At 44.4% G+C, this 22954-nt stretch carries 14 protein-coding genes, 3 tRNA genes and 3 rRNA genes; 15 read left to right on the top strand and 5 right to left on the bottom strand.

Annotation, left to right across the window (positions count from 1 at the left end; all coding sequences use genetic code 11):
* Positions 1-15 precede the first annotated feature (15 nt).
* The 9 genes from JCM16456_RS12440 (at position 16) to nfsA (ending at position 8435) form a co-directional block, all read left to right on the top strand.
* A 16S ribosomal RNA gene (locus JCM16456_RS12440) occupies positions 16-1568 on the top strand.
* 98 nt (positions 1569-1666) lie between these two features.
* Positions 1667-1742 (top strand) — tRNA-Ala (locus JCM16456_RS12435).
* A 456-nt stretch (positions 1743-2198) separates the two neighbouring features.
* Positions 2199-5088: ribosomal RNA gene (locus JCM16456_RS12430) — 23S ribosomal RNA — on the top strand.
* 90 nt (positions 5089-5178) lie between these two features.
* Positions 5179-5294: ribosomal RNA gene (gene rrf, locus JCM16456_RS12425) — 5S ribosomal RNA — on the top strand.
* Together the 16S, 23S and 5S rRNA genes with 3 tRNA genes alongside form the textbook arrangement of a ribosomal RNA operon.
* A 47-nt stretch (positions 5295-5341) precedes the next feature.
* A tRNA-Asp gene (locus tag JCM16456_RS12420) sits at positions 5342-5418 on the top strand.
* Between the two features lie 8 nt (positions 5419-5426).
* Positions 5427-5503: transfer RNA gene (locus JCM16456_RS12415), tRNA-Trp, on the top strand.
* A 331-nt stretch (positions 5504-5834) separates the two neighbouring features.
* Positions 5835-7013, top strand: coding sequence for an AAA family ATPase (locus tag JCM16456_RS12410; protein ID WP_068714795.1), 1179 nt, complete (start codon positions 5835-5837; stop codon positions 7011-7013).
* Positions 7014-7361: 348 nt separating this feature from the next.
* Positions 7362-7694: a DUF1904 domain-containing protein gene (locus JCM16456_RS12405; protein ID WP_068714793.1), complete on the top strand. Its 333-nt coding sequence runs from the start codon at positions 7362-7364 to the stop codon at positions 7692-7694.
* 18 nt (positions 7695-7712) lie between these two features.
* Positions 7713-8435 (top strand): oxygen-insensitive NADPH nitroreductase, encoded by a 723-nt coding sequence (gene nfsA / locus JCM16456_RS12400; RefSeq protein ID WP_068714791.1) that lies wholly within the window; start codon positions 7713-7715, stop codon positions 8433-8435.
* 38 nt (positions 8436-8473) lie between these two features.
* On the opposite strand, the gene JCM16456_RS12395 is transcribed toward nfsA, so the two are convergent.
* The 3 genes from JCM16456_RS12395 to rdgC all read right to left on the bottom strand — a co-directional run bounded on the left by JCM16456_RS12395 (position 8474) and on the right by rdgC (position 11188).
* The gene (locus tag JCM16456_RS12395; protein WP_068714790.1) at positions 8474-8728 is read right to left on the bottom strand and encodes a YfhL family 4Fe-4S dicluster ferredoxin; all 255 of its coding nucleotides are present in this window, start codon (positions 8726-8728) and stop codon (positions 8474-8476) included.
* A 3-nt stretch (positions 8729-8731) separates the two neighbouring features.
* On the bottom strand, positions 8732-10132 hold the full coding sequence (trhP, locus tag JCM16456_RS12390) for a prephenate-dependent tRNA uridine(34) hydroxylase TrhP (protein WP_068714789.1): 1401 nt from the start codon (positions 10130-10132) through the stop codon (positions 8732-8734).
* 141 nt (positions 10133-10273) lie between these two features.
* Entirely contained in the window at positions 10274-11188 is a 915-nt protein-coding gene (rdgC, locus tag JCM16456_RS12385; protein WP_068714788.1) for a recombination-associated protein RdgC, read from the bottom strand.
* A gap of 190 nt (positions 11189-11378) precedes the next feature.
* Here rdgC and phoB point away from each other — a divergent pair, with 190 nt between their 5' ends.
* Genes phoB through JCM16456_RS12370 form a run of 3 tightly spaced genes read left to right on the top strand, consistent with a single transcriptional unit; the run spans position 11379 to position 14367 of the window.
* Positions 11379-12068: a phosphate regulon transcriptional regulator PhoB gene (phoB, locus tag JCM16456_RS12380; RefSeq protein WP_068714787.1), complete on the top strand. Its 690-nt coding sequence runs from the start codon at positions 11379-11381 to the stop codon at positions 12066-12068.
* Positions 12069-12086: 18 nt separating this feature from the next.
* Positions 12087-13403 (top strand): phosphate regulon sensor histidine kinase PhoR, encoded by a 1317-nt coding sequence (gene phoR / locus JCM16456_RS12375; protein ID WP_068714786.1) that lies wholly within the window; start codon positions 12087-12089, stop codon positions 13401-13403.
* Entirely contained in the window at positions 13381-14367 is a 987-nt protein-coding gene (locus JCM16456_RS12370) for a PstS family phosphate ABC transporter substrate-binding protein (RefSeq protein ID WP_068714784.1), read from the top strand. The genes phoR and JCM16456_RS12370 overlap by 23 nt, the downstream gene beginning before the upstream one ends.
* Before the next feature lie 114 nt (positions 14368-14481).
* Here the strand turns inward: JCM16456_RS12370 and ppx are convergent, their stop codons facing one another.
* Together ppx and ppk1 are read right to left on the bottom strand one after the other, a co-directional pair.
* Positions 14482-15981 carry an exopolyphosphatase gene (gene ppx, locus JCM16456_RS12365; RefSeq protein WP_068714782.1) on the bottom strand — a complete coding sequence of 500 codons (1500 nt, stop codon included), beginning with the start codon at positions 15979-15981 and terminating at the stop codon, positions 14482-14484.
* On the bottom strand, positions 15965-18067 hold the full coding sequence (ppk1, locus tag JCM16456_RS12360; RefSeq protein ID WP_068714780.1) for a polyphosphate kinase 1: 2103 nt from the start codon (positions 18065-18067) through the stop codon (positions 15965-15967). Before ppk1 ends, ppx begins: the two co-directional genes overlap by 17 nt.
* Positions 18068-18255: 188 nt before the next feature.
* On the opposite strand from ppk1, the gene JCM16456_RS12355 reads away from it, so the two are divergent.
* The 3 genes from JCM16456_RS12355 to pstB are packed head-to-tail and all read left to right on the top strand — an operon-like array spanning position 18256 to position 22933.
* Entirely contained in the window at positions 18256-20445 is a 2190-nt protein-coding gene (locus tag JCM16456_RS12355; RefSeq protein WP_068714778.1) for an ABC transporter permease subunit, read from the top strand.
* A gap of 12 nt (positions 20446-20457) precedes the next feature.
* Positions 20458-22110, top strand: coding sequence for a phosphate ABC transporter permease PstA (pstA, locus tag JCM16456_RS12350; RefSeq protein ID WP_068714776.1), 1653 nt, complete (start codon positions 20458-20460; stop codon positions 22108-22110).
* A gap of 1 nt (position 22111) precedes the next feature.
* On the top strand, positions 22112-22933 hold the full coding sequence (pstB, locus tag JCM16456_RS12345) for a phosphate ABC transporter ATP-binding protein PstB (RefSeq protein ID WP_068714775.1): 822 nt from the start codon (positions 22112-22114) through the stop codon (positions 22931-22933).
* Positions 22934-22954: the final 21 nt, after the last annotated feature.

Here is a 22954-nt window from a genome sequence, read left to right as displayed (position 1 = left end):
AGCCGAAAAAACTTTTAATTGAAGAGTTTGATCATGGCTCAGATTGAACGCTGGCGGCAGGCCTAACACATGCAAGTCGAGCGGCAGCGACATAAACAAACCTTCGGGGGCGATTATGGGCGGCGAGCGGCGGACGGGTGAGTAATGCCTGGGAAATTGCCCTGATGTGGGGGATAACCATTGGAAACGATGGCTAATACCGCATAATAGCTTTGGCTTAAAGAGGGGGACCTTCGGGCCTCTCGCGTCAGGATATGCCCAGGTGGGATTAGCTAGTTGGTGAGGTAAGGGCTCACCAAGGCGACGATCCCTAGCTGGTCTGAGAGGATGATCAGCCACACTGGAACTGAGACACGGTCCAGACTCCTACGGGAGGCAGCAGTGGGGAATATTGCACAATGGGCGCAAGCCTGATGCAGCCATGCCGCGTGTATGAAGAAGGCCTTCGGGTTGTAAAGTACTTTCAGCAGTGAGGAAGGCGGATGTGTTAATAGCGCATTCGTTTGACGTTAGCTGCAGAAGAAGCACCGGCTAACTCCGTGCCAGCAGCCGCGGTAATACGGAGGGTGCGAGCGTTAATCGGAATTACTGGGCGTAAAGCGCATGCAGGTGGTCTGTTAAGTCAGATGTGAAAGCCCGGGGCTTAACCTCGGAATAGCATTTGAAACTGGCAGGCTAGAGTACTGTAGAGGGGGGTAGAATTTCAGGTGTAGCGGTGAAATGCGTAGAGATCTGAAGGAATACCGGTGGCGAAGGCGGCCCCCTGGACAGATACTGACACTCAGATGCGAAAGCGTGGGGAGCAAACAGGATTAGATACCCTGGTAGTCCACGCCGTAAACGATGTCTACTTGGAGGTTGTGGCCTTGAGCCGTGGCTTTCGGAGCTAACGCGTTAAGTAGACCGCCTGGGGAGTACGGTCGCAAGATTAAAACTCAAATGAATTGACGGGGGCCCGCACAAGCGGTGGAGCATGTGGTTTAATTCGATGCAACGCGAAGAACCTTACCTACTCTTGACATCCAGAGAACTTAGCAGAGATGCTTTGGTGCCTTCGGGAACTCTGAGACAGGTGCTGCATGGCTGTCGTCAGCTCGTGTTGTGAAATGTTGGGTTAAGTCCCGCAACGAGCGCAACCCTTATCCTTGTTTGCCAGCGAGTAATGTCGGGAACTCCAGGGAGACTGCCGGTGATAAACCGGAGGAAGGTGGGGACGACGTCAAGTCATCATGGCCCTTACGAGTAGGGCTACACACGTGCTACAATGGCGCATACAGAGGGCGGCCAACTTGCAAAAGTGAGCGAATCCCAAAAAGTGCGTCGTAGTCCGGATTGGAGTCTGCAACTCGACTCCATGAAGTCGGAATCGCTAGTAATCGTGGATCAGAATGCCACGGTGAATACGTTCCCGGGCCTTGTACACACCGCCCGTCACACCATGGGAGTGGGCTGCAAAAGAAGCAGGTAGTTTAACCTTCGGGAGGACGCTTGCCACTTTGTGGTTCATGACTGGGGTGAAGTCGTAACAAGGTAGCGCTAGGGGAACCTGGCGCTGGATCACCTCCTTAATACGAAGATTATTGCGATGAGTGTTCACACAGATTGATACGGTTTAATAGTTAGAGCATGAAGTTTGCCCATGTAACTTGATTACATGCAAAGGATTGGGGTTATAGCTCAGCTGGGAGAGCGCCTGCATGGCATGCAGGAGGTCTGCGGTTCGATCCCGCATAGCTCCACCATCTTTAAGCGCATTTGCGTAAGTGTTCTTAAAAATGGTTTCGAAAGAAATCTTTGCTCTTTAACAATTTGGAAAGCTGACAAAACAATGTTTTATTTCAATGAAATAGAAGATTGTTTGTAAAGTTCTCAATTGTCTTCTTTATGAAGACAAACAAAAACACATTCAAGTGTTCTTGGATTTACTTTTTAAGTAAACCTTTTGTTTCTGCTTTTTCAAAGCAGAGATAAGAGGAAAATTGAGTCCGGCAATATCGAGTCTGCAACATGTATAAAAATGCAGACAAAACCTTAATTACGGTTACAACCTGATGATTATGCGCTGTGGATTTTGGTTTCAGACAAGGCGCTGAGAGTTTTTGTCGCAGGGAGTGTAGCTCGCTACATGACCAAGCAAAAACGAACAGCAAGACAGTCTGGGAGCAAAAGACCAAGCATAAGACTCTTTTGGGTTGTATGGTTAAGTGATTAAGCGTACACGGTGGATGCCTTGGCAGTCAGAGGCGATGAAGGACGTACTAACTTGCGATAAGCGTAGATGAGGCAGTAAGAGCCACTTGAGTCTACGATTTCCGAATGGGGAAACCCAACTGCATAAGCAGTTATCATTAACTGAATACATAGGTTAATGAAGCGAACCGGGAGAACTGAAACATCTAAGTACCCCGAGGAAAAGAAATCAACCGAGATTCCGAAAGTAGCGGCGAGCGAAATTGGATTAGCCCTTAAGCTTTCTATGCGTCAGGCGAAGGTTCTGGAAAGGACCGCGATACAGGGTGATAGCCCCGTAGCCGTTAGCGTATATTCAGTGAAATCGAGTAAGGCGGGACACGTGATATCCTGTCTGAACATGGGGGGACCATCCTCCAAGGCTAAATACTCCTGACTGACCGATAGTGAACCAGTACCGTGAGGGAAAGGCGAAAAGAACCCCTGTGAGGGGAGTGAAATAGAACCTGAAACCGTGTACGTACAAGCAGTAGGAGCCTCCTTGTGGGGTGACTGCGTACCTTTTGTATAATGGGTCAGCGACTTATATTCAGTGGCAAGGTTAACCAATTAGGGGAGCCGTAGGGAAACCGAGTCTTAACTGGGCGTTCAGTCTCTGGATATAGACCCGAAACCGAGTGATCTAGCCATGGGCAGGTTGAAGGTTGAGTAACATCAACTGGAGGACCGAACCGACTAATGTTGAAAAATTAGCGGATGACTTGTGGCTAGGGGTGAAAGGCCAATCAAACTCGGAGATAGCTGGTTCTCCCCGAAAGCTATTTAGGTAGCGCCTCGGACGAATACTACTGGGGGTAGAGCACTGTTAAGGCTAGGGGGTCATCCCGACTTACCAACCCTTTGCAAACTCCGAATACCAGTAAGTACTATCCGGGAGACACACGGCGGGTGCTAACGTCCGTCGTGGAGAGGGAAACAACCCAGACCGCCAGCTAAGGTCCCAAATTATAGCTAAGTGGGAAACGATGTGGGAAGGCTTAGACAGCTAGGATGTTGGCTTAGAAGCAGCCATCATTTAAAGAAAGCGTAATAGCTCACTAGTCGAGTCGGCCTGCGCGGAAGATGTAACGGGGCTAAGCTATAAACCGAAGCTGCGGCAATGCGATTTATCGTATTGGGTAGGGGAGCGTTCTGTAAGCCGTTGAAGGTGTGTTGTAAAGCATGCTGGAGGTATCAGAAGTGCGAATGCTGACATGAGTAACGATAATGGGGGTGAAAAACCTCCACGCCGGAAGACCAAGGGTTCCTGTCCAACGTTAATCGGGGCAGGGTAAGTCGACCCCTAAGGCGAGGCTGAAAAGCGTAGTCGATGGGAAACGGGTTAATATTCCCGTACTTCTTACAATTGCGATGGGGGGACGGAGAAGGCTAGGTGGGCCTGGCGACGGTCGTCCAGGTTCAAGTGCGTAGGCTGAGTATTTAGGCAAATCCGGATACTCTTAAGGCCGAGACACGATGTCGAGCATCTAAGGATGTGAAGTCATTGATGCCATGCTTCCAGGAAAAGCCTCTAAGCTTCAGATTGTAAGGAATCGTACCCCAAACCGACACAGGTGGTCGGGTAGAGAATACCAAGGCGCTTGAGAGAACTCGGGTGAAGGAACTAGGCAAAATGGTACCGTAACTTCGGGAGAAGGTACGCTCTCGACGGTGAAGTCCCTTGCGGATGGAGCTATTGAGAGTCGCAGATACCAGGTGGCTGCAACTGTTTATTAAAAACACAGCACTGTGCAAAATCGTAAGATGACGTATACGGTGTGACGCCTGCCCGGTGCCGGAAGGTTAATTGATGGGGTTAGACTTAGGTCGAAGCTCTTGATCGAAGCCCCGGTAAACGGCGGCCGTAACTATAACGGTCCTAAGGTAGCGAAATTCCTTGTCGGGTAAGTTCCGACCTGCACGAATGGCGTAATGATGGCCACGCTGTCTCCACCCGAGACTCAGTGAAATTGAAATCGCTGTGAAGATGCAGTGTACCCGCGGCTAGACGGAAAGACCCCGTGAACCTTTACTACAGCTTGGCACTGAACATTGAGCCTACATGTGTAGGATAGGTGGGAGGCTATGAAGCAAGTACGCCAGTATTTGTGGAGCCATCCTTGAAATACCACCCTTGTATGTTTGATGTTCTAACTTGGTCCCGTTATCCGGGATAAGGACAGTGCCTGGTGGGTAGTTTGACTGGGGCGGTCTCCTCCCAAAGAGTAACGGAGGAGCACGAAGGTGGGCTAATCACGGTTGGACATCGTGAGGTTAGTGCAATGGCATAAGCCCGCTTAACTGCGAGAATGACGGTTCGAGCAGGTGCGAAAGCAGGTCATAGTGATCCGGTGGTTCTGAATGGAAGGGCCATCGCTCAACGGATAAAAGGTACTCCGGGGATAACAGGCTGATACCGCCCAAGAGTTCATATCGACGGCGGTGTTTGGCACCTCGATGTCGGCTCATCACATCCTGGGGCTGAAGTCGGTCCCAAGGGTATGGCTGTTCGCCATTTAAAGTGGTACGCGAGCTGGGTTTAGAACGTCGTGAGACAGTTCGGTCCCTATCTGCCGTGGGCGTTGGAGAATTGAAAGGGGCTGCTCCTAGTACGAGAGGACCGGAGTGGACGAACCTCTGGTGTTCGGGTTGTGTCGCCAGACGCATTGCCCGGTAGCTAAGTTCGGAATCGATAACCGCTGAAAGCATCTAAGCGGGAAGCGAGCCTTGAGATGAGTTCTCCCTGGCGCTATAAGCGTCCTAAAGGGTTGTTCGAGACTAGAACGTTGATAGGCAGGGTGTGTAAGCGTTGTGAGGCGTTGAGCTAACCTGTACTAATTGCCCGTGAGACTTAACCATACAACACCAAAAGGGTTTTGTAGGACTCGATTAAGACACTTGAATTGTGTTGAGACTTTATAAAAACAGCTTTCCGAATTAAAGAATTTGCTTGGCGACCATAGCGATTTGGACCCACCTGATTCCATGCCGAACTCAGAAGTGAAACGAATTAGCGCCGATGGTAGTGTGGGGCTTCCCCATGTGAGAGTAGGACATCGCCAGGCTTTAATTTCCGTTAGCGAGATGCAAGTCTTGTTAATCTGAACATAGCGGAGCGGTAGTTCAGCTGGTTAGAATACCGGCCTGTCACGCCGGGGGTCGCGGGTTCGAATCCCGTCCGTTCCGCCACTTATTTTAGGGGTGTAGCTCCAATTGGCAGAGCAGCGGATTCCAAATCCGCGTGTTGGGAGTTCGAATCTCTCCACCCCTGCCATAATTTAAAGCCTTAGCAGAAATGCTAAGGCTTTTTATTTTATGGTTTATAAAAGTCAGTGTAGTGAGCAGGAATGCCAGTCCGTTCGAATCTCCGGAGTGCCGACCCAGTCGACCCCTGCCATAATTTAAAGCCTTAGCAGAAATGTTAAGGTTTTTTATTTTTTGGCTTAGAAAAACCATCCCAGTCACATAGATATCAATAATATTTTCAGAATTAGCAAAACATCGGTTAGCTAATTTATTCTGCCATCACCAACATCATAATTGTTCTTTTAATGAGACTGTCTTTATAATAATCGGATCATAAAAACTAAATTCTGTTGGTTAGTATGCTCAAATCATTTTCTGTCAGTAATTACCGCTCACTTAAGAAAATAATTATTCCATTGAGTCGGCTTAATGTTGTGACTGGTCCGAATGGTAGTGGTAAGTCAAACCTCTATAAATCACTGCGGCTGTTATCTGAAGTGGCTAAAGGAAATGTATCTTCTTCTATAGCTCATGATGGTGGTATTCTCTCTGCATTTTGGGCTGGCCCCACCAGTTTTACCAAAGCGGAATTAGCTGGTAAAAGTGACGTTCAAGGCAAGCATGAAAAGGCATTGACTCGTATTGACCTTGGATTTTCCAGTGATGATTTTGGCTTTTGTATTTCTTTGGGCCTTCCGCCTCCCCCTATTGGTGGAGGGAGCGATCCAACAATGTTTACCGCTGATCCTGTGGTTCGTCGAGAATGTATCTGGGTAGGAGATTACTATCGACCTGCTAGCTGTTTAGTGGATCGTATTGGTCCAGTAGCTAAGGTTAGGCAAGGGAGTAGTTGGCAGGTTCATGCTCAACATTTAGCGACATTTGACAGTCTCTTATCTGAACTTGCGGATCCTATGGCAGCTCCAGAGGTGTTTGCTGTCAAGAAACAGATTGATAGTTGGCGTTTTTATGATTCCTTTCGTACGGATCGTGACTCTCCTATTCGCCAGCCGCAAATCAGTACTCGTACACTCATTTTAAGCCACGATGGGCATGATCTGGTAGCGGCTTTACGTACGATCCATGAAATAGGGGATAGAGAAGGTATGCAGAGTGCGATTAGCGATGCATTCCCAGGGGCAACTATTTCATTTACTAAAGTTTATGAGTCACGTTTTTCCCTCGAATTCAATCAACATGGTCTACTACGTCCACTGTCGCTCGCTGAGCTATCGGACGGAACATTGCGCTATTTGTTACTTGTGGCCGCTTTACTGTCTCCTCGTCCGCCATCTTTACTGGTGTTAAACGAGCCAGAAACAAGTTTGCATCCCGATTTGCTTCCTGCACTAGGTCGCTTAATTACAAAAGCGGCTAATGAAACCCAAGTTTGGGTGGTGTCACATGCACAAGAACTCGTTTGGGCTCTGGAAGAATACCCAGAATGTAATGCGATTCGTCTAGAAAAAGAGCTTGGGGAAACTTACATATTTGGCCAAGAGATGTTTGATACTCCGGTTTGGCATTGGCCAAGTTAGAATTAGGGTACTCGATGAAGTTCTAGATGTGATATTTTACCAATAAAAATCAAATGATAATTATTATCATTTCAATGGGTGGTCTACTGTGATAGAGTTTGTTGTATCGGGATATTCACGGTATATCTCGGTAGGTTATCACGTCCACTGTGGTTAGTTAGACGTTACAGATAATCTCATACCAGTCATCGAGTGAAGGAAAGAAGATTGGTTAAAGGCGATCAAGGCTGAATGATCGCCTTTTTTATTTTTCATCTTGGCAAATAAATTCATCTTGCTTGAATTATTCATTATTCGCAGCCTGTTTCCTTAACTGTTATCATCGTGTAAAACAGAAGGATTTTACCAATGCCACATTTTCGTTTCAGAGCGGTTGAACCGCAAACAGTTCAAGCTTTATCTACGGTTTTAATTGATGAGCTACAGCCATTAATGGACTCACCACGCGAAGATTTTACCTTTGAATATATCTATACAACTTTCTTTTTCGATGGTGTAGTTGCTCCTGCCTATCCATTCGTGGAAGTGCTTTGGTTCGATCGGGGTCAAGATATCCAGGATAAAGTGGCAAAAATCTTAACTCAGCAAGTAAAAGCAATTGTTGGTGAAGAAATCGATGTTGCTGTTATTTTTACTGCTTTAGAGCCAAAGGGCTACTACGATAACGCTGAGCACTATTGATAAGTAGAGGCTAAGTTTATGAATTTAGTGATTAATACAATAATGGGGCACCGCTCCATTCGCGCATTTACCGATGAAGCTATTACAGAGCAGGAATTTAACACAATTATTCAAGCTGGGATGTCTGGCTCTTCATCGCACTTTATGCAGGTATTATCTGTTATCCGAATTAAGGATAAAGATAAACGGAAGAAACTTGCTCAGTTAGCGGGAAATCAAGCTTATGTAGAATCAGCCGCAGAGTTTCTGGTGTTTTGTATCGATTTCCAACGTCATTATGAGTTGAATGAGAACGTGAAGCCAGAGTTTATGGAGCTGACTCTTGTTGGTGCGGTAGATGCCGGAATAATGGCACAAAACTGCTTAGTTGCCGCTGAGTCTATGGGGCTTGGTGGTGTGTTCATTGGTGGTTTAAGAAATAATCCAGCAGAAGTTGATGCCTTACTTGAATTGCCTGCGCATACAGCAGTTTTATTTGGTATGTGTCTAGGTCATCCTGATCAGAATCCAGAGCACAAACCCCGTTTGCCGCAGGAGGTGGTAGTTCATACGGATAGTTACCATTCATTAGATAAGGCATTGATTGATGGTTATGATCAGACAATGCATGACTACTATTTGTCTCGCAGTAGTAATGTAAAACAAGCAGGGTGGTCAAAAGAGATTACCGCTTATCTTTCCAAAGAGTCACGCCCGTTTATTTTGGGCTATTTACAGTCGAAAGGATTAGCGAAGAAATAATAAAAAGCCCAATCAAGAGATTGGGCTTTTTGTCTTTATTATGCAAGACCTTGGATGATTACAAACTTTTCTAGAAGTTGCTCTTCAGTCTCAATATGGTCTGGATCGGTAATAATACAGTTATTGATCGGGCAAACTGACTGACATGTCGGTTTTTCATAGTGACCTTTACACTCAGTACATAGGTTAGGATCAATTTCATAAATCTCATCCCCCATGAAGATTGCATTATTAGGGCACTCTGGCTCACACATGTCGCAGTTAGTACATTTTGATTTAATCAATAATGCCATAGATTACTTGCCTGTTGGATTGCGAGTATCTTGTCCTGCGTTAAGGTTACGCATCAAAAGAGCGTACTCAAGATTCATTTCTTCAGGTACAGGGATATAAACAAAGTGACCATTACCTTTCGCATCTTCTACCGCTTCGCCTTTGCGGTTTTCCATCATTTCTAGAGTGAAGATGACATTACCTTGTGGTGTCATTAATTCTAAGTTGTCACCAATAACAAATTTGTTTTTCACTTCTACTTCAACCAATTCACCACGGCGTTTACCGGTAAATTCACCAACGAATTGTTGTGCATCCGATACAGAATAGCCGTAATCGTAGTTTTGGTATGAATCGTGAGTGTGACGACGTAGGAAGCCTTCGGTATAACCACGGTGCGCTAGGCTTTCTAAGGTAGTCATTAGTGATTCATCGAATGGCTTGCCTGCTACCGCATCATCAATTGCTTTACGGTAAACTTGAGCTGTACGAGCGCAGTAGTAGAAAGACTTCGTACGACCTTCGATTTTAAGGGAGTGGATGCCCATTTTAGTCAAGCGTTCAACGTGTTGAATGGCACGCAAATCTTTAGAGTTCATGATGTAAGTACCATGCTCATCTTCAAATGCCGCCATTTTTTCTTCTGGGCGGTGACTTTCAGAAAGTAGCACGACTTCATCAGAAGGTTTGCCAAGACCAATGGTGTTGTCTGGGCGTTCTTCTTGAACTTCAATTGCTTGAGCTTCTTTAGGATCGAATGCTTCAACGATTTGACCTGCTGCGTCTTCTTTACCTTGTTCTACTTTGTATTCCCAACGACAAGCGTTGGTACAAGTGCCTTGGTTAGGGTCACGTTTATTGATGTAGCCAGATAGTAGGCAACGACCAGAATACGCCATGCAAAGTGCACCGTGTACAAACACTTCGATTTCAGTCTCAGGACAATGTTCACGAATTTCTTCAATTTCTTCTAGAGACAATTCACGAGAAACAATAACGCGTTCCACACCATTAGCAGCCCAGAATTTCACTGTTGCCCAGTTAACCGCGTTTGCTTGTACTGATAAGTGGATAGTCATTTCAGGGAATGCTTCACGCACCATCATGATCAAGCCCGGGTCTGACATGATAAGTGCGTCAGGGCCCATATCGACAACTGGTTTTAAATCGCGAATAAAGGTTTTTAATTTCGAGTTATGCGGTTGGATATTACATACCACGTAGAATTTTTTGCCTTGGGCATGCGCTTCATTGATGCCAATTTGCAAATTCTCGTGATTAAACTCGTTATTACGAACACGTAGGCTATAGCGAGGTTGGCCTGCGTATACTGCGTCTGCACCGTAAGCAAAAGCGTAACGCATATTTTTTAGGCTGCCAGCGGGTGACAATAGCTCGGGTACGAATGTGTTTTCTGTAGTCATTGCTTCTTTCTCTATCTGATCTCAAGTCAGTTCAATACCACCTGATGGTATTGAGGGGCGCAAATTTTACGTCAAATTGAAGCGAATGAATAGTGGTGAGAGGAAGTCACTCTGATAAATATCATCAGAGTGACTGTGGTTTTATTCGTTGGTATTAGGAAGACCACCCAATACATCGAATAAGTTAGGCAATAGCGTGCTTAATTCACCACACATGAGCGAAAAATCAGCATCAAAGCGTGCGGCTTGATCTTCACGCGGAATATCTTCATTTTGATCTTTTAATTCATCACTAAACGCGATGCGTTTAATACTGCAATCATCACCTAAGATAAAACTCACTCGATCCTGCCAATTAAGCGCTAATTTGGTCACTACTTTATTGGCTTGAATGTGGCTAAGAATCTCGTCGCTTGTTAACTCTTGTTTCTTACAGCGAATCGTTGCGCCATCTTCAAGAAGTGATTTCAACTCAGCTTCATCCAGGAGGTTAAAGCCTTGTGGTAAATTGCCACTTTTTACCCATTCCGTCATGGTGCTTTCTACTGCTGTTTCTGGAATGGCTGGAACCACTGGCAAACTTCCCATGCTTTTACGTAATAAAGCGAGAACATCTTCTGCCTTTTTATAACTGCTAGCATCAACCAAAATTAAACCTTGGCTTGGCATGATAAGTACGTAAGTTAAGTGGCTGCGAGAAAAAGCGCGAGGTAGCAAGTCGATGATAATATCGTCTTTGATATTGTCTTTTTCTGTTTTCTTTAGAGGACGACCTTCTTCCACTTCCATTTGTGCCACTTTTTCTGCAAGAGATTCTTTTATAACTGATGCAGGAAGCATTTTTTCTTCTTTTTTGGCACAGATTAAAATGCGGTCTTCACTGACGTGAGTCATCATGTCGCCATGTTTACCCATCGCATGTACCCAGCCAAATTTTTGCTTATCTTGACTGCCACATGGGGTGAAGTGAAACTCAGCTAGCTGTTGTTCTAGCTTATCAGCATTAAAGTTTACATCGCGATTTACGCGGTAAACCATACAGTTTTTAAACCACATATTTTTCTTTTCCTTGTTCGAAAGCGAAACATAATAGGAGATTTGAGTCCTAATGTCTTATGGAATAGTCAGATATTGATCATGAATTTGATGCGAAAGTTATATGAAAAATTCTTTGCAAAGGTCACAAAAGTGTCATAATTATTTCTGATAATGCGTAGCGTTGATTAAAAGCAAAGGTTATTCAATTATGTCTAGAAGGATTCTGGTTGTAGAGGACGAAGCACCTATTCGTGAAATGCTTTGTTTCGTGCTCGAACAGAAAGGCTATCAAGCTGTTGAAGCAGAAGATTATGACACTGCGGTCAACAAACTATGCGAACCCTTCCCTGATCTTGTTTTGCTAGATTGGATGTTACCTGGCGGTAGTGGGATCAACTTTATCAAGCATATGAAACGCGAGGATATGACGCGAAACATCCCTGTTGTAATGTTAACAGCCCGCGGTGAAGAAGAAGATAAAGTTCGAGGTTTAGAAGTCGGCGCAGATGATTACATCACTAAGCCGTTCTCGCCTAAGGAACTGGTTGCCCGACTGAAAGCGGTTATTCGTCGTGTAACGCCTACTGCCCTTGAAGATGTTATTGATGTTCAAGGTTTGAAATTGGATCCTGTTTCTCATCGTGTTACTGCTGAAGATAGACCGCTAGACATGGGACCAACCGAATTTAAGATGTTGCACTTCTTTATGACACACCAAGAGCGTGTATACAGTCGTGAACAGTTGTTAAATAATGTTTGGGGAACCAATGTGTACGTTGAAGATAGAACCGTCGATGTACATATCCGTCGCTTACGTAAAGCACTGGAAGACGCAGGACACGATCGATTGATCCAAACAGTGCGTGGGGCGGGCTACCGATTCTCAACCAAAGCTTAAGGATATTTCATCTCTATTATGGTTGAACGACTTACTTGGAAAAAGCTAGCCTGGGAGCTGGCTTTTTTTTACTTACCTTGGATTATCATTGGCTGGATCTTTGGTTACATGTCTTGGCTGTTGTTAGCTGCGACGGCAATGCAATTATTATGGCATCTGCACAACCAAATTCGCCTTTCTGCGTGGCTATGGGATGAAAAGCGTTTAACGCCGCCCTCTGGCTCTGGCCAATGGGAATCTCTCTTTAACGGTTTATACCGTTTGCAGCAACGCCAACGTAAAAAACGTAAAGAATTAAGTAACTTGATACGTCGTTTCCGTAATGGTGCTGAATCGTTACCCGATGCTGTAGTGGTGTTTCGCTCAGAAGGTAATATTGTTTGGTGTAACCGTCTTGCTCAACATTTATTAGGTTTTCATTGGCCAGACGATTCTGGTCAGCCTATCTCTAACCTAATTCGCACGCCTGATTTTATAAAGTATCTGCAAAAAGATGACTTTACCGAGCCTTTAGAGATGCGCTCTCCCCTTAATGTGGAGCGTTCATTAGAATTACGTATTGTGCCTTACACGGAAGGCGAACATCTTATGGTGGTGCGTGATGTTACTCAGCTAAAACAGTTGGAAGGCATGCGTCGTAATTTCTTTGCTAACGTCTCTCATGAATTGCGTACCCCAATGACTGTACTGCAGGGGTATTTGGAAATGACTGAAGATCCAGATATGTTAGTTGGCCCAATGTGGACGAAAGCGCATGGGGTGATGTCTCAGCAACTTGCCCGCATGAACAGTTTAGTGAATCAGCTTTTAACCCTATCTAAGATTGAAGCGTCACCGATGCATGAGCTGGATCAGGAAGTAAAAGTACCGGTCATGCTGGAGATCTTAGAAAAAGAAGCGCAGAGTTTAAGTGGTGATGCTGGGCACTCTTTCCATTTTGAAGTGGATAAAAACCTCACGGTGTTGGGGGATGAAGATCAGCTGCGTAGTGCTATTTCTAACCTTGTTTATAACGCCGTTAAATATACGCCATCTGGTGCCTCAATTACGGTGAAATGGTTTGAATCACTACAGGGTGCCTGTCTTGAGGTGATTGACACCGGTGATGGTATTGAGCCACAACATTTGCATCGTTTGACTGAGCGTTTCTACCGTGTTGATAAAGCACGTTCTCGCGATACTGGCGGCAGTGGTTTAGGCTTAGCGATTGTTAAACACGCATTGTCACATCATGAATCTCGTTTGGAAATCCAAAGTGAAGTCGGGGTTGGCAGTAAGTTTTCTTTCATTTTACCGAAGAGATTAGTGATACATGACAATAAGAAAACGAATTAGCTCGTCTTGGCTGCGAGTATGCGCTTTCGGTATTTTGTTGTGTGCCAGTTCAGCGTTTGCTCAGAAGAGTGAATTAGCTGATTATGCAAAAAGTATTGGTATTGCAGGTAGTTTAACCACTGTGGGGTCGGATACACTTGCGGGGTTAACCACTGCATGGGTAGAAGAATTTAAATCAATTTACCCTAACGTGAATGCGCAAGTTCAAGCTTCTGGTTCTGCTACTGCTCCCCCCGCATTAACGGATGGTACGGCGCAGTTTGGTCCTATGAGTCGCCCTATGCGAGCTCGAGAGATGGACGCGTTTGAACGTGAACATGGCTATAAACCCACTGAGTTACGTATTGCGATTGATGCTATTGGGGTATTTGTCCATAAAGATAACCCGATTAAAGGGCTTAACTTTGAGCAGATCGATAGTATCTTCTCTTCGACACTCAATTGCGGTGGTTCTTTGCGTGTAAATACCTGGGAGCAACTGGGTATACCTTATGAATGGGCCAAACGGAGCATTCAGCTCTTTGGTCGTAATTCAGTGTCCGGTACTTATGGGTATTTTAAACAGGTTGCTCTTTGTAGTGGGGATTTTAAGCGGGGAGTGAATGAACAGCCCGGTTCTGCATCCGTGGTTCAGTCAGTCGCTTCTTCGATTACAACCATTGGTTATTCAGGCATGGGGTATCGTGTTTCTGGTGTTAAGCTGATTCCGATAGCCAAGCAGGGTGAACATTTCATTGCACCCACTAAGGCCAATATTGTGGCTGGTAAGTACCCACTTTCGCGTTATCTATATGTGTATGTAAATAAAAATCCATTGGAGCCTCTTTCACCGTTGGCGAGAGAGTTTGTTCGCTTTATTTATTCTAAGCGAGGACAAGCTTTGGTTCAGCGTGAAGGATATTTAGCGATACCGCCAGAAGTGGCGCAAACGGAACTTGCTAAAGTCGGTGTTGAAGTTCGATAACTCCGTCGAAACGTGAAACTGTCGAACCTGTATAGGTAAGTGCGTGTCGTGTTTATCGATACGTGTTTATCGCCCCTTCTCAAGCAGGATACTTCTGCTTGAGAAGGATGTTATTTAGAAAGCCAATTCCCAACCTACGTTTGCCCAAAATTGCTGTTCAGTTTGTAAATCGGCATGCAGCAGTTTATTTTCGTCTAGCCAATTTTTATTGTCTGAACGCAGCGTCCACACATCGTCTTCAACTGACAGTTGTAACTCAGGTAATGGGTCATCGTTTCTCTGACCATTGACCAATATCGCTAATCGCAAAATCCGAACTAAGCCAAGAATGTGTTTCTTTTTGAAAAGAGAAAATGAGTCCATTTCATTGAGCTTTAGTGTCTTACGTTGGAAACGTGCCAACGTTGCTAACACTTGTTGTTGTTCGTTGTTAAAGCCAGGCATATTGGTATAACGCAGAATATAAGCTGAGTGTTTATGGAATGCTTGATAGCTGATATTTAGGCCCACTTCATGTAAAAGTGCGCCCCACTCAAGCAGAGTAGCCAGTTCACTCTGTTTTTTGATACCCACTTCACTTGATACTTGGCTTAAAAATTCACCAGCGTAGCCGCGAACTTTTGCCGCGTGTTCGAGATCAACGGCATGTTTGTTCGCCAACGCTTCAGCCGTGCGAAGACGAATATCGCTATACTTAAAGCGTTCTTCCATTTCATACAGTAAACCTTCGCGTAGAGCGCCATCAGAGAAGTGCATTTCCTTGATTTTTAAGTCACGGAAAATCGCCGCCATGATCGCGACACCAGCGGCGAAAACGGGTTTACGTTCGTCATTAAGGCCATCAAGCTGGATATCATCAATACTGTTCCAGTGGCACAAATGCTCGATAAGCTTTTCCAAGCGTTCAAGAGTAATAATGCCATCGGTGTATCCCAATCCAATCAATACTTCATAGATGGCCTTGGTGGTTCCTGATGAGCCAAAGGCTACTTTCCAACCTTTCTTACGATATTTACTGGCGATCGATTCTAGTCGTTGCTGCGCTGCAAGAATCGCATCAACAAAATTCTTCTTCGACAGTTTGTTGTTAGCAAAGTAACGATTGTTGTAGCTAACACACCCCATCTGTTTGCTCGAAACCAGTTCTGCATCAAATCCTTGCCCTATGATGATCTCCGTGCTGCCACCGCCAATATCGACCACGAGCATTGATTCTGCTTGAGGCTGGGTGTGAGCCACACCAAGATATATCAAACGGGCTTCTTCCGTTCCTGGAATGATCTCAATAGGAAAGGGCAGTACATCGCGAGCTCTTTGTAAAAACATGTGGGCATTATTGGCAATGCGTAGGGTTTGTGTGGCTGCTATTCGTACATTTTCGATAGGAAACCCTTGGAGTCGTTCCGCAAACATGGCCAAACAATCTAAGCCTCGAGAGAAAGCATCTTCATCAATGTTTTTGTTTTCATCTAATCCAGAGGCGAGTCTTACCCGTTGCTTATGGCGACTTACAATTTGTAGATCTTTATCGATGACTTTAGCTACGACCATGTGAAAGCTATTAGAGCCGAGATCGATTGCAGCTATATCTCTAGAGTCATAAGGTTGATTCATTGGTCTCTTCTTTGTTATTCAGTCTGCGAGTCTGTTTCTCAACATTCTTTAGGTAATCATAGATGGCTATTTGCGAGCGCACTTTCTTCTTGTTACCTCGTTCGACATAATTATTGCTCATTTCTTTGTCTATTAAACGAGCTTTTACCGTATCGGTAAACTGAATATTGATGATATCGATGATTCTTTTTTTAAGTCTTGAATCGCGAATTGGAGTGGCAACTTCAATGCGGTAATCGATATTACGAGTCATCCAGTCAGCCGATGAGATCCAAACTTGGGGATCACCATCATTATAGGTGATGATAACGCGCGGGTGTTCAAGGTAACGATCGACTATGCTGATAATCCGAATGTTATCACTGACACCCTCAACGCCAGGAACTAATGAGCACATACCTCGAATGATCATATCCACTTTTACACCCGCTGCACTCGCGCCATAAAGCTTATTAATTAATCCTTTATCAACGAGGTTATTTACCTTGAGTTTGATTTGCGCTTTTTTACCTGCTTTCGCATTAGCAATTTCACTATCAATAATACGATAAAGTTGAGTTCGGGAATTACGAGGTGAAACTATCAGGTGATTGAATTTCACAGGGCGGAAAGGGTTCTCGATGTAGCCAAACACATTACGCACTTCATTAGTGAGTTCTTTGTCTGCTGTTAAAAGAGCAAAGTCGGTGTAAATGCGAGCGGTTTTCTCATGGAAGTTACCAGTACCAATATGGGCGTAGCGAACGAATTCATCCCCTTCTTTACGGGAAATGAGTAGTAACTTAGAGTGGATCTTCATTCCCGGCACACCAAAGATCACTTGTACTCCCGCTTCCGTTAGGATCTTCGACCACTCAATATTCGCTTCTTCATCAAAACGAGCTTGTAGCTCAACCACCACAACCACTCGTTTCCCGTTGTGAACGGCATCGACTAAGGAGTTCATTAAGCGAGAGTCTTTTGCTACTCGGTAAATATTGATTTTGATTGAAATGACTTTGGGATCAAATGATGCTTGGCGAACCAATTCTGTCACATGATCGAACTGGTGGTATGGGTAATAGAGCAGAATATCTTTGTCACGAATGGCGTCAAAGGAGTTAGCATAACCTTCAAAATCAGCGCAGCGCATTGGCGGCATAGGTTTGTTTTCTAAGTAAGCTCGGCCTAAGTTAGGAAAGCCCATAAAATCTTTAAAATTATGGTAGCGACTGCCGGGTAACAAACTGTCATAGTGAGAAATTTTAAGTTTATCGCACAAAAATTTGAGCATCTCTGCTGGCATTTCACGCTCATAAACGAAGCGTACAGGCATGGCACTTAAGCGTTGGCTCAATCCTTCGGACATCTGCTCAAGCAAACTGTATTCTACCTCGTGACTTAAATCGTATTCCGCATCACGAGTCATTTTCATCGCATAACCGTTGAGCTGATCGTATTCAAAAAAACCGCTAAAAATATCGTGTAAACAAAAACGAATAATATTATCTAACAGAATAATTGTTTTACGTCGCTTACCTTTTGCTTCTGGAACGAGAACAAAGCGGGGGAGTTGGTCGGTTGGTATCTCGACCAAAGCGTAGTGTGAATCGCCAGCGTTTTTCAACTCTACCGCAATATACGCGTATTCGTCTTTGAGAAACTGCATGACATCAATGTCATCATTCATCAGTAGTGGGGTGATGTGTGGAAGCACTTCGTGGCGGAAATACTGAGCGATCCAGCGCTGTTGGTTTTCATCAAGTTGGGTTTCGTTTACCAAGAAGATTCGACGACGAGCCATTTCTAAGATGAGTTCATTGTAGAGATTGTCAAAATCTTGATTAAGTTTGAATGCTTTACTTTGCATCTTACTCAGCAAGTGTTTGGCGCTATTGTTTCCACCTTGTTCATTGTTTATCACAATTCGACGTTTTACATCAGCAAAGCGAACCTTATAGAACTCATCTAAGTTATTAGAAAATATACCAAGAAACCGAATACGTTCGATTAGAGGGACACTTTTGTCAGCCGCTTCTTGAAGAACTCTTTCGTTAAAAGATAACCAACTTAACTCTTTATCTAAGTAAAGCTTTTCCGCACTCATGAACCACACCTTCGACTGGAATAAACGATTTGAACATTCGCAAACTAGGGTTTTTATATGACAGTTATATTACATAATGTCACAATGTGAAGAGTTGTTGTTTTATCAGGCGGTTAAATAACCGTTGTAATAAAATTGTCACCTAATCGACATACAATTTATGCAAGGCTTTCTAACTAGAGTTATTCATGGCAGATACTGATTTCTCACTCAATAAAAGGGACCACCAACGGTTGTGGAAAGATCGTGTGGTTCGTATTGCCGTTACTTGCGGTGGAGTGGGAGTCCTCGGAGCATTAGTGCTCATGTTTGTCTATTTTGCTATGGTAGTAACTCCGCTGTTTAGTGGCGCAAAATTCCAAGCTAATCAAGCAACGGTCACAATTCCTGTTAATCATGTCAATGCCATGGCCGTTGATGACTATGGCCAAGCTCTATTTACCTTGTCTCAAGATGGCGAAGCGCAGTTTTGGTCTCTAACTCAGCCTGAACAATCTGCGATGTTTAGTCAAAAAGTCGCTGAGAAAAATGCGCTGATCGCAAATATGCCTATCGATTATGGATGGTTTGCCACTCTTGATGCTTACCATCATTTCACCCTGTTGAAGCCAAAGTTCAGTTACAAGATTACCAGTGCTGGTCGAAACTTGAAACCCGAATTGATCACGCATCACTATACTTTCAACGATATCAATGCCGTTGCCCGAGTTTTCACGTTCTCGGTCAACGAGGGTGAAGTATCACTTGCAACATATCGAAATGATGGTTCGTTAACAATTTATTGGGGCTCGTTAGATGAGGCGAAATTGTCTTATCACTATCGCTTTCCTATCGTATTAGATAATATCGACCAATTGCTATTTACTCCTGATGGACAAACTCTCTACATACGCGATCGTAATGAGCTGGTGGTTGCAGAACGTAAAGGTAATAAGTTTGTTGTAAGAGAATTGGTGGATTTAGGCGGTTCTCAGCAAGGGGCCTTGGTTACCGACATTAAATTGTTAGCAGGTGCTTACTCACTTTTGGTCTCATATAACAATGATCAAGTAAGCCAATGGTTTGATGTTCTTAAAGACGGACAGCGACGTTTACAACAGATTCGTACTTTTCATCTAGCGAAAGCAACTCGATTCTTGTTGCCAGACACCTACCGCAAAGGTTTTTATAGTTTTCATGACCAAGGCGTCGTGCAAAATCATTTTACCACCAGTGAAAAAACGGTTTTAACCAAACATATTGAGTCGTTGTCGCCATTATTAGCGACTATGTCGAATAATGAACGCTATATAGTTACTTGGGATGGGAAAGTAGCAAGCCTCGCCAAAATTAGTAATGATTATCCGGAAGTCTCTTTTTCTGCGTTGTGGCAAAAAGTGTGGTACGAGCATTATCCTGAACCGCAATTTGTGTGGCAGTCGACCTCTGCGAGTGACAAGTTCGAAGCTAAATTTAGTTTGGTGCCTATTGCCTTTGGTACGTTAAAGGCGGCGACTTATGCCATGCTCTTTGCTGTTCCCATTGCTGTATTTGGTGCTATCTATACCGCGTATTTTATGACGCCAAAGCTACGTCGTGTAGTGAAACCGACCATCGAGTTAATGGAAGCACTACCGACTGTTATCATCGGCTTTTTAGCCGGGTTATGGTTAGCGCCATTAGTTGAGAGTCATTTAACCGCGGTGATGTGCCTTCTTGTGATATTACCACTCTCTACCATTATTGCCGGTTTGATTTGGACATTACTCCCCAACGACTGGAAGCGATTTATCCCCAATGGATTACACGTTGTTATCTTGATGCCAGTGTTAGTGATGGTGACATGGTTGATGATGTCGAATAGCCAATTGATTGAAAGCGCGTTGTTTAATGGAGATGTGCGAGTATTCCTTGTGCAACATGGTATCGATTTTGATCAGCGTAATGCCCTAGTTGTGGGATTGGCGATGGGTTTTGCTGTCATTCCTACCATATTTACTATTGCCGAAGACGCGATATTTTCCGTACCTAAACACCTTTCTGATGGTTCGTTAGCGCTGGGGGCAACACCTTGGCAGACATTAACCCGAGTCGTGTTATTGACGGCTAGTCCTGGGATTTTTTCTGCGATCATGATGGGGCTAGGTCGTGCGGTAGGCGAGACTATGATTGTGCTGATGGCGACAGGAAATACCCCTATTTTAGATTGGAACATCTTTGAAGGCATGCGCACTTTATCCGCGACTATTGCGGTTGAATTGCCTGAAGCTGCAGTAGGCAGTTCGCATTTTCGGATTCTATTCTTAGCCGCGTTAATTTTATTTGCCTTTACGTTTGTTGTTAACTCTATTGCTGAGTGGGTACGACAACGACTGCGCGAAAAATATCGATCATTGTAAGCGGGAGACAGAATGAGACTATTTAGTTGGATAAAGTCCGGAGCTCCTTGGATTTGGCTTACAGGAGGTGCAGTTAGCGCTAGTTTGCTATCTGTTTTAGGATTAATGCTGTTCATCGGTTGGAAGGGGCTCACCTACTTTTGGCCCTCGCCATTGTATATGTGGCAGACCGATCAAGGCGCTAGACTGGTAGGTCAGCTCTATGAGCAAGAATGGGTGCCATTAAGTCATCTTCACAGTTTAAATTTGCCTCTAACCCAAGAGCAGATTGAGCGAGGCAGTGTTGCTCGTTTAAGTGTCAAAATTGCCAATCGAGAACGAAATACGTCGGATTTTATCTCGATTCTCGATATTCATTTACGCGATAAAACCCAGCCGAAAGATTGGGCTGTTGTCGATAGAGAACGTAACGGGCAGTTTTTCGGTCGGCCTGTGGGATATATTCAGCAAGATGGTTCCATGGCTAATGATGTCGATGCTGCTGTTATTGATGGAATGGAGCAAGCCGAGCGTATTCGTGATCAAATTCATTCGTTAATAACGGACAAAATCGCAGCCCTAGGCCATCAGGTAGAGCAGTTGCAGCATGAAAAACGACGAAAAGAGCTTAACGGACAACTCAGCAAATCTTATCTTATCGAGTATAAATTAGAGAAAAACCAACTCGATAATGCAATGGCCCTTGCTGAACAAGACATTGATGACTTGAGAGAACAGCTGGGTAAGCAAGCACTTATCATGGAGGATATGACTGGGGAGCAAGTGACGTTACCCATTGGACAAATCTTGCGTTTTTGGTATCCCAACAAGATGTCGATGGGAGAGAAAATTGCGCATTGGGCTCATGGTGTGTGGCTATTTTTGTCAGATGATCCTCGTGAATCAAATTCAGAGGGCGGGGTATTTCCTGCTATTTTTGGTACGGTTTTGTTGGTGCTTTTGATGTCAATCGTGGTGATGCCTTTGGGGATTATTGCCGCGGTCTATTTGCATGAGTATGCCAAAGATAACGCCTTTACTCGTTTAATTCGTGTAGCGGTGATTAATCTAGCAGGTGTCCCTTCCATTGTTTATGGTGTATTTGGCTTGGGCTTTTTTGTTTACACCATTGGTGGAACCATCGACAAATGGTTTTTTACTGAGAACTTACCAACTCCCACGTTTGGAACGCCCGGCTTGCTGTGGTCGGCATTAACCCTTGCAGTATTAACATTACCCGTCGTGATCGTCGCCACCGAAGAAGGCCTTAGTCGGATTCCCAACTCAATTCGTCATGGTTCTCTAGCGCTTGGGGCCACGCAGTTTGAGACGGTGTGGCGTATTGTTCTGCCGATGGCTAGCCCTGCTATGATTACAGGGTTGATTCTCGCTATTGCTCGGGCTGCTGGAGAGGTTGCCCCATTAATGTTAGTTGGTGTGGTGAAACTTGCTTCGAATCTCCCGGTAGATAACGAATTTCCTTATTTGCATTTAGAGCGTAAATTTATGCATTTAGGGTTTCATATCTATGACTTAGGATTCCAAACTACCAATATTGAGGCAGCGCGTCCGCTTGTTTATGCAACAGCGTTTTTATTGGTGATGGTCATCGTATTGCTGAATTTAACAGCTATCAGTATTCGAAATAATTTGCGCGAAAAATATCGGACATTAGGACAAGATTAATATGCTTTCAGTTAATCAAGCATTGGGGTATGCCCCACCATTGGATGTAAATAATTTGTCGGATGCGCAAACGGCTATTTCGATAGAAAATTTGAGCCTTCACTACGAGCATAACCAGCGTGCCTTAGTCGATATTACGATGCGCATCCCAAAAGGAAAGGTCACATCGTTTATCGGACCTTCAGGGTGCGGAAAGTCAACACTGTTACGTTGTCTTAACCGAATGAATGACCTTGTTGAAGGGTGTCATATTGAAGGGAAAGTGCATTTACACGGTAAGAACATTTATCAACGTGATGTTGATGTGGCAGCGCTGCGTAGACGGGTTGGTATGGTGTTCCAGCGTCCCAATCCATTTCCCAAATCTATTTATGAAAATGTTGTGTATGGGTTACGTCTGCAAGGGGTGAAAAATAGTCGCACGTTAGATGATGCAGCAGAATCAGCGTTGAAAGCTGCAGCTCTGTGGGATGAAGTGAAGCATCGCCTCCATGAAAATGCATTTGGTCTTTCTGGTGGTCAGCAACAGCGTTTGGTGATTGCTCGTGCTATTGCGATTGAGCCTGAAGTGTTATTACTTGATGAGCCCACATCGGCACTGGATCCGATCTCTACGCTTACGATTGAGGAACTTATTCACGATTTGAAAAACCAATATACAGTCGTGATCGTCACGCATAATATGCAGCAAGCAGCTAGAGTGAGTGACTATACTGCTTTTATTCATATGGGAAAATTGATTGAATACGCGGACACGGATTCTATCTTCACATCACCGTCAAAAAAACAAACCGAGGACTATATTACAGGTCGTTATGGTTAATTTATTGTCTGTATTTAAGGA

Origin of the sequence: Vibrio tritonius (genome assembly GCF_001547935.1) — a bacterium.
In the GTDB taxonomy this organism is placed as follows: Bacteria; Pseudomonadota; Gammaproteobacteria; order Enterobacterales; family Vibrionaceae; genus Vibrio; species Vibrio tritonius.
This window is presented reverse-complemented; position numbering and strand designations above follow the sequence as displayed.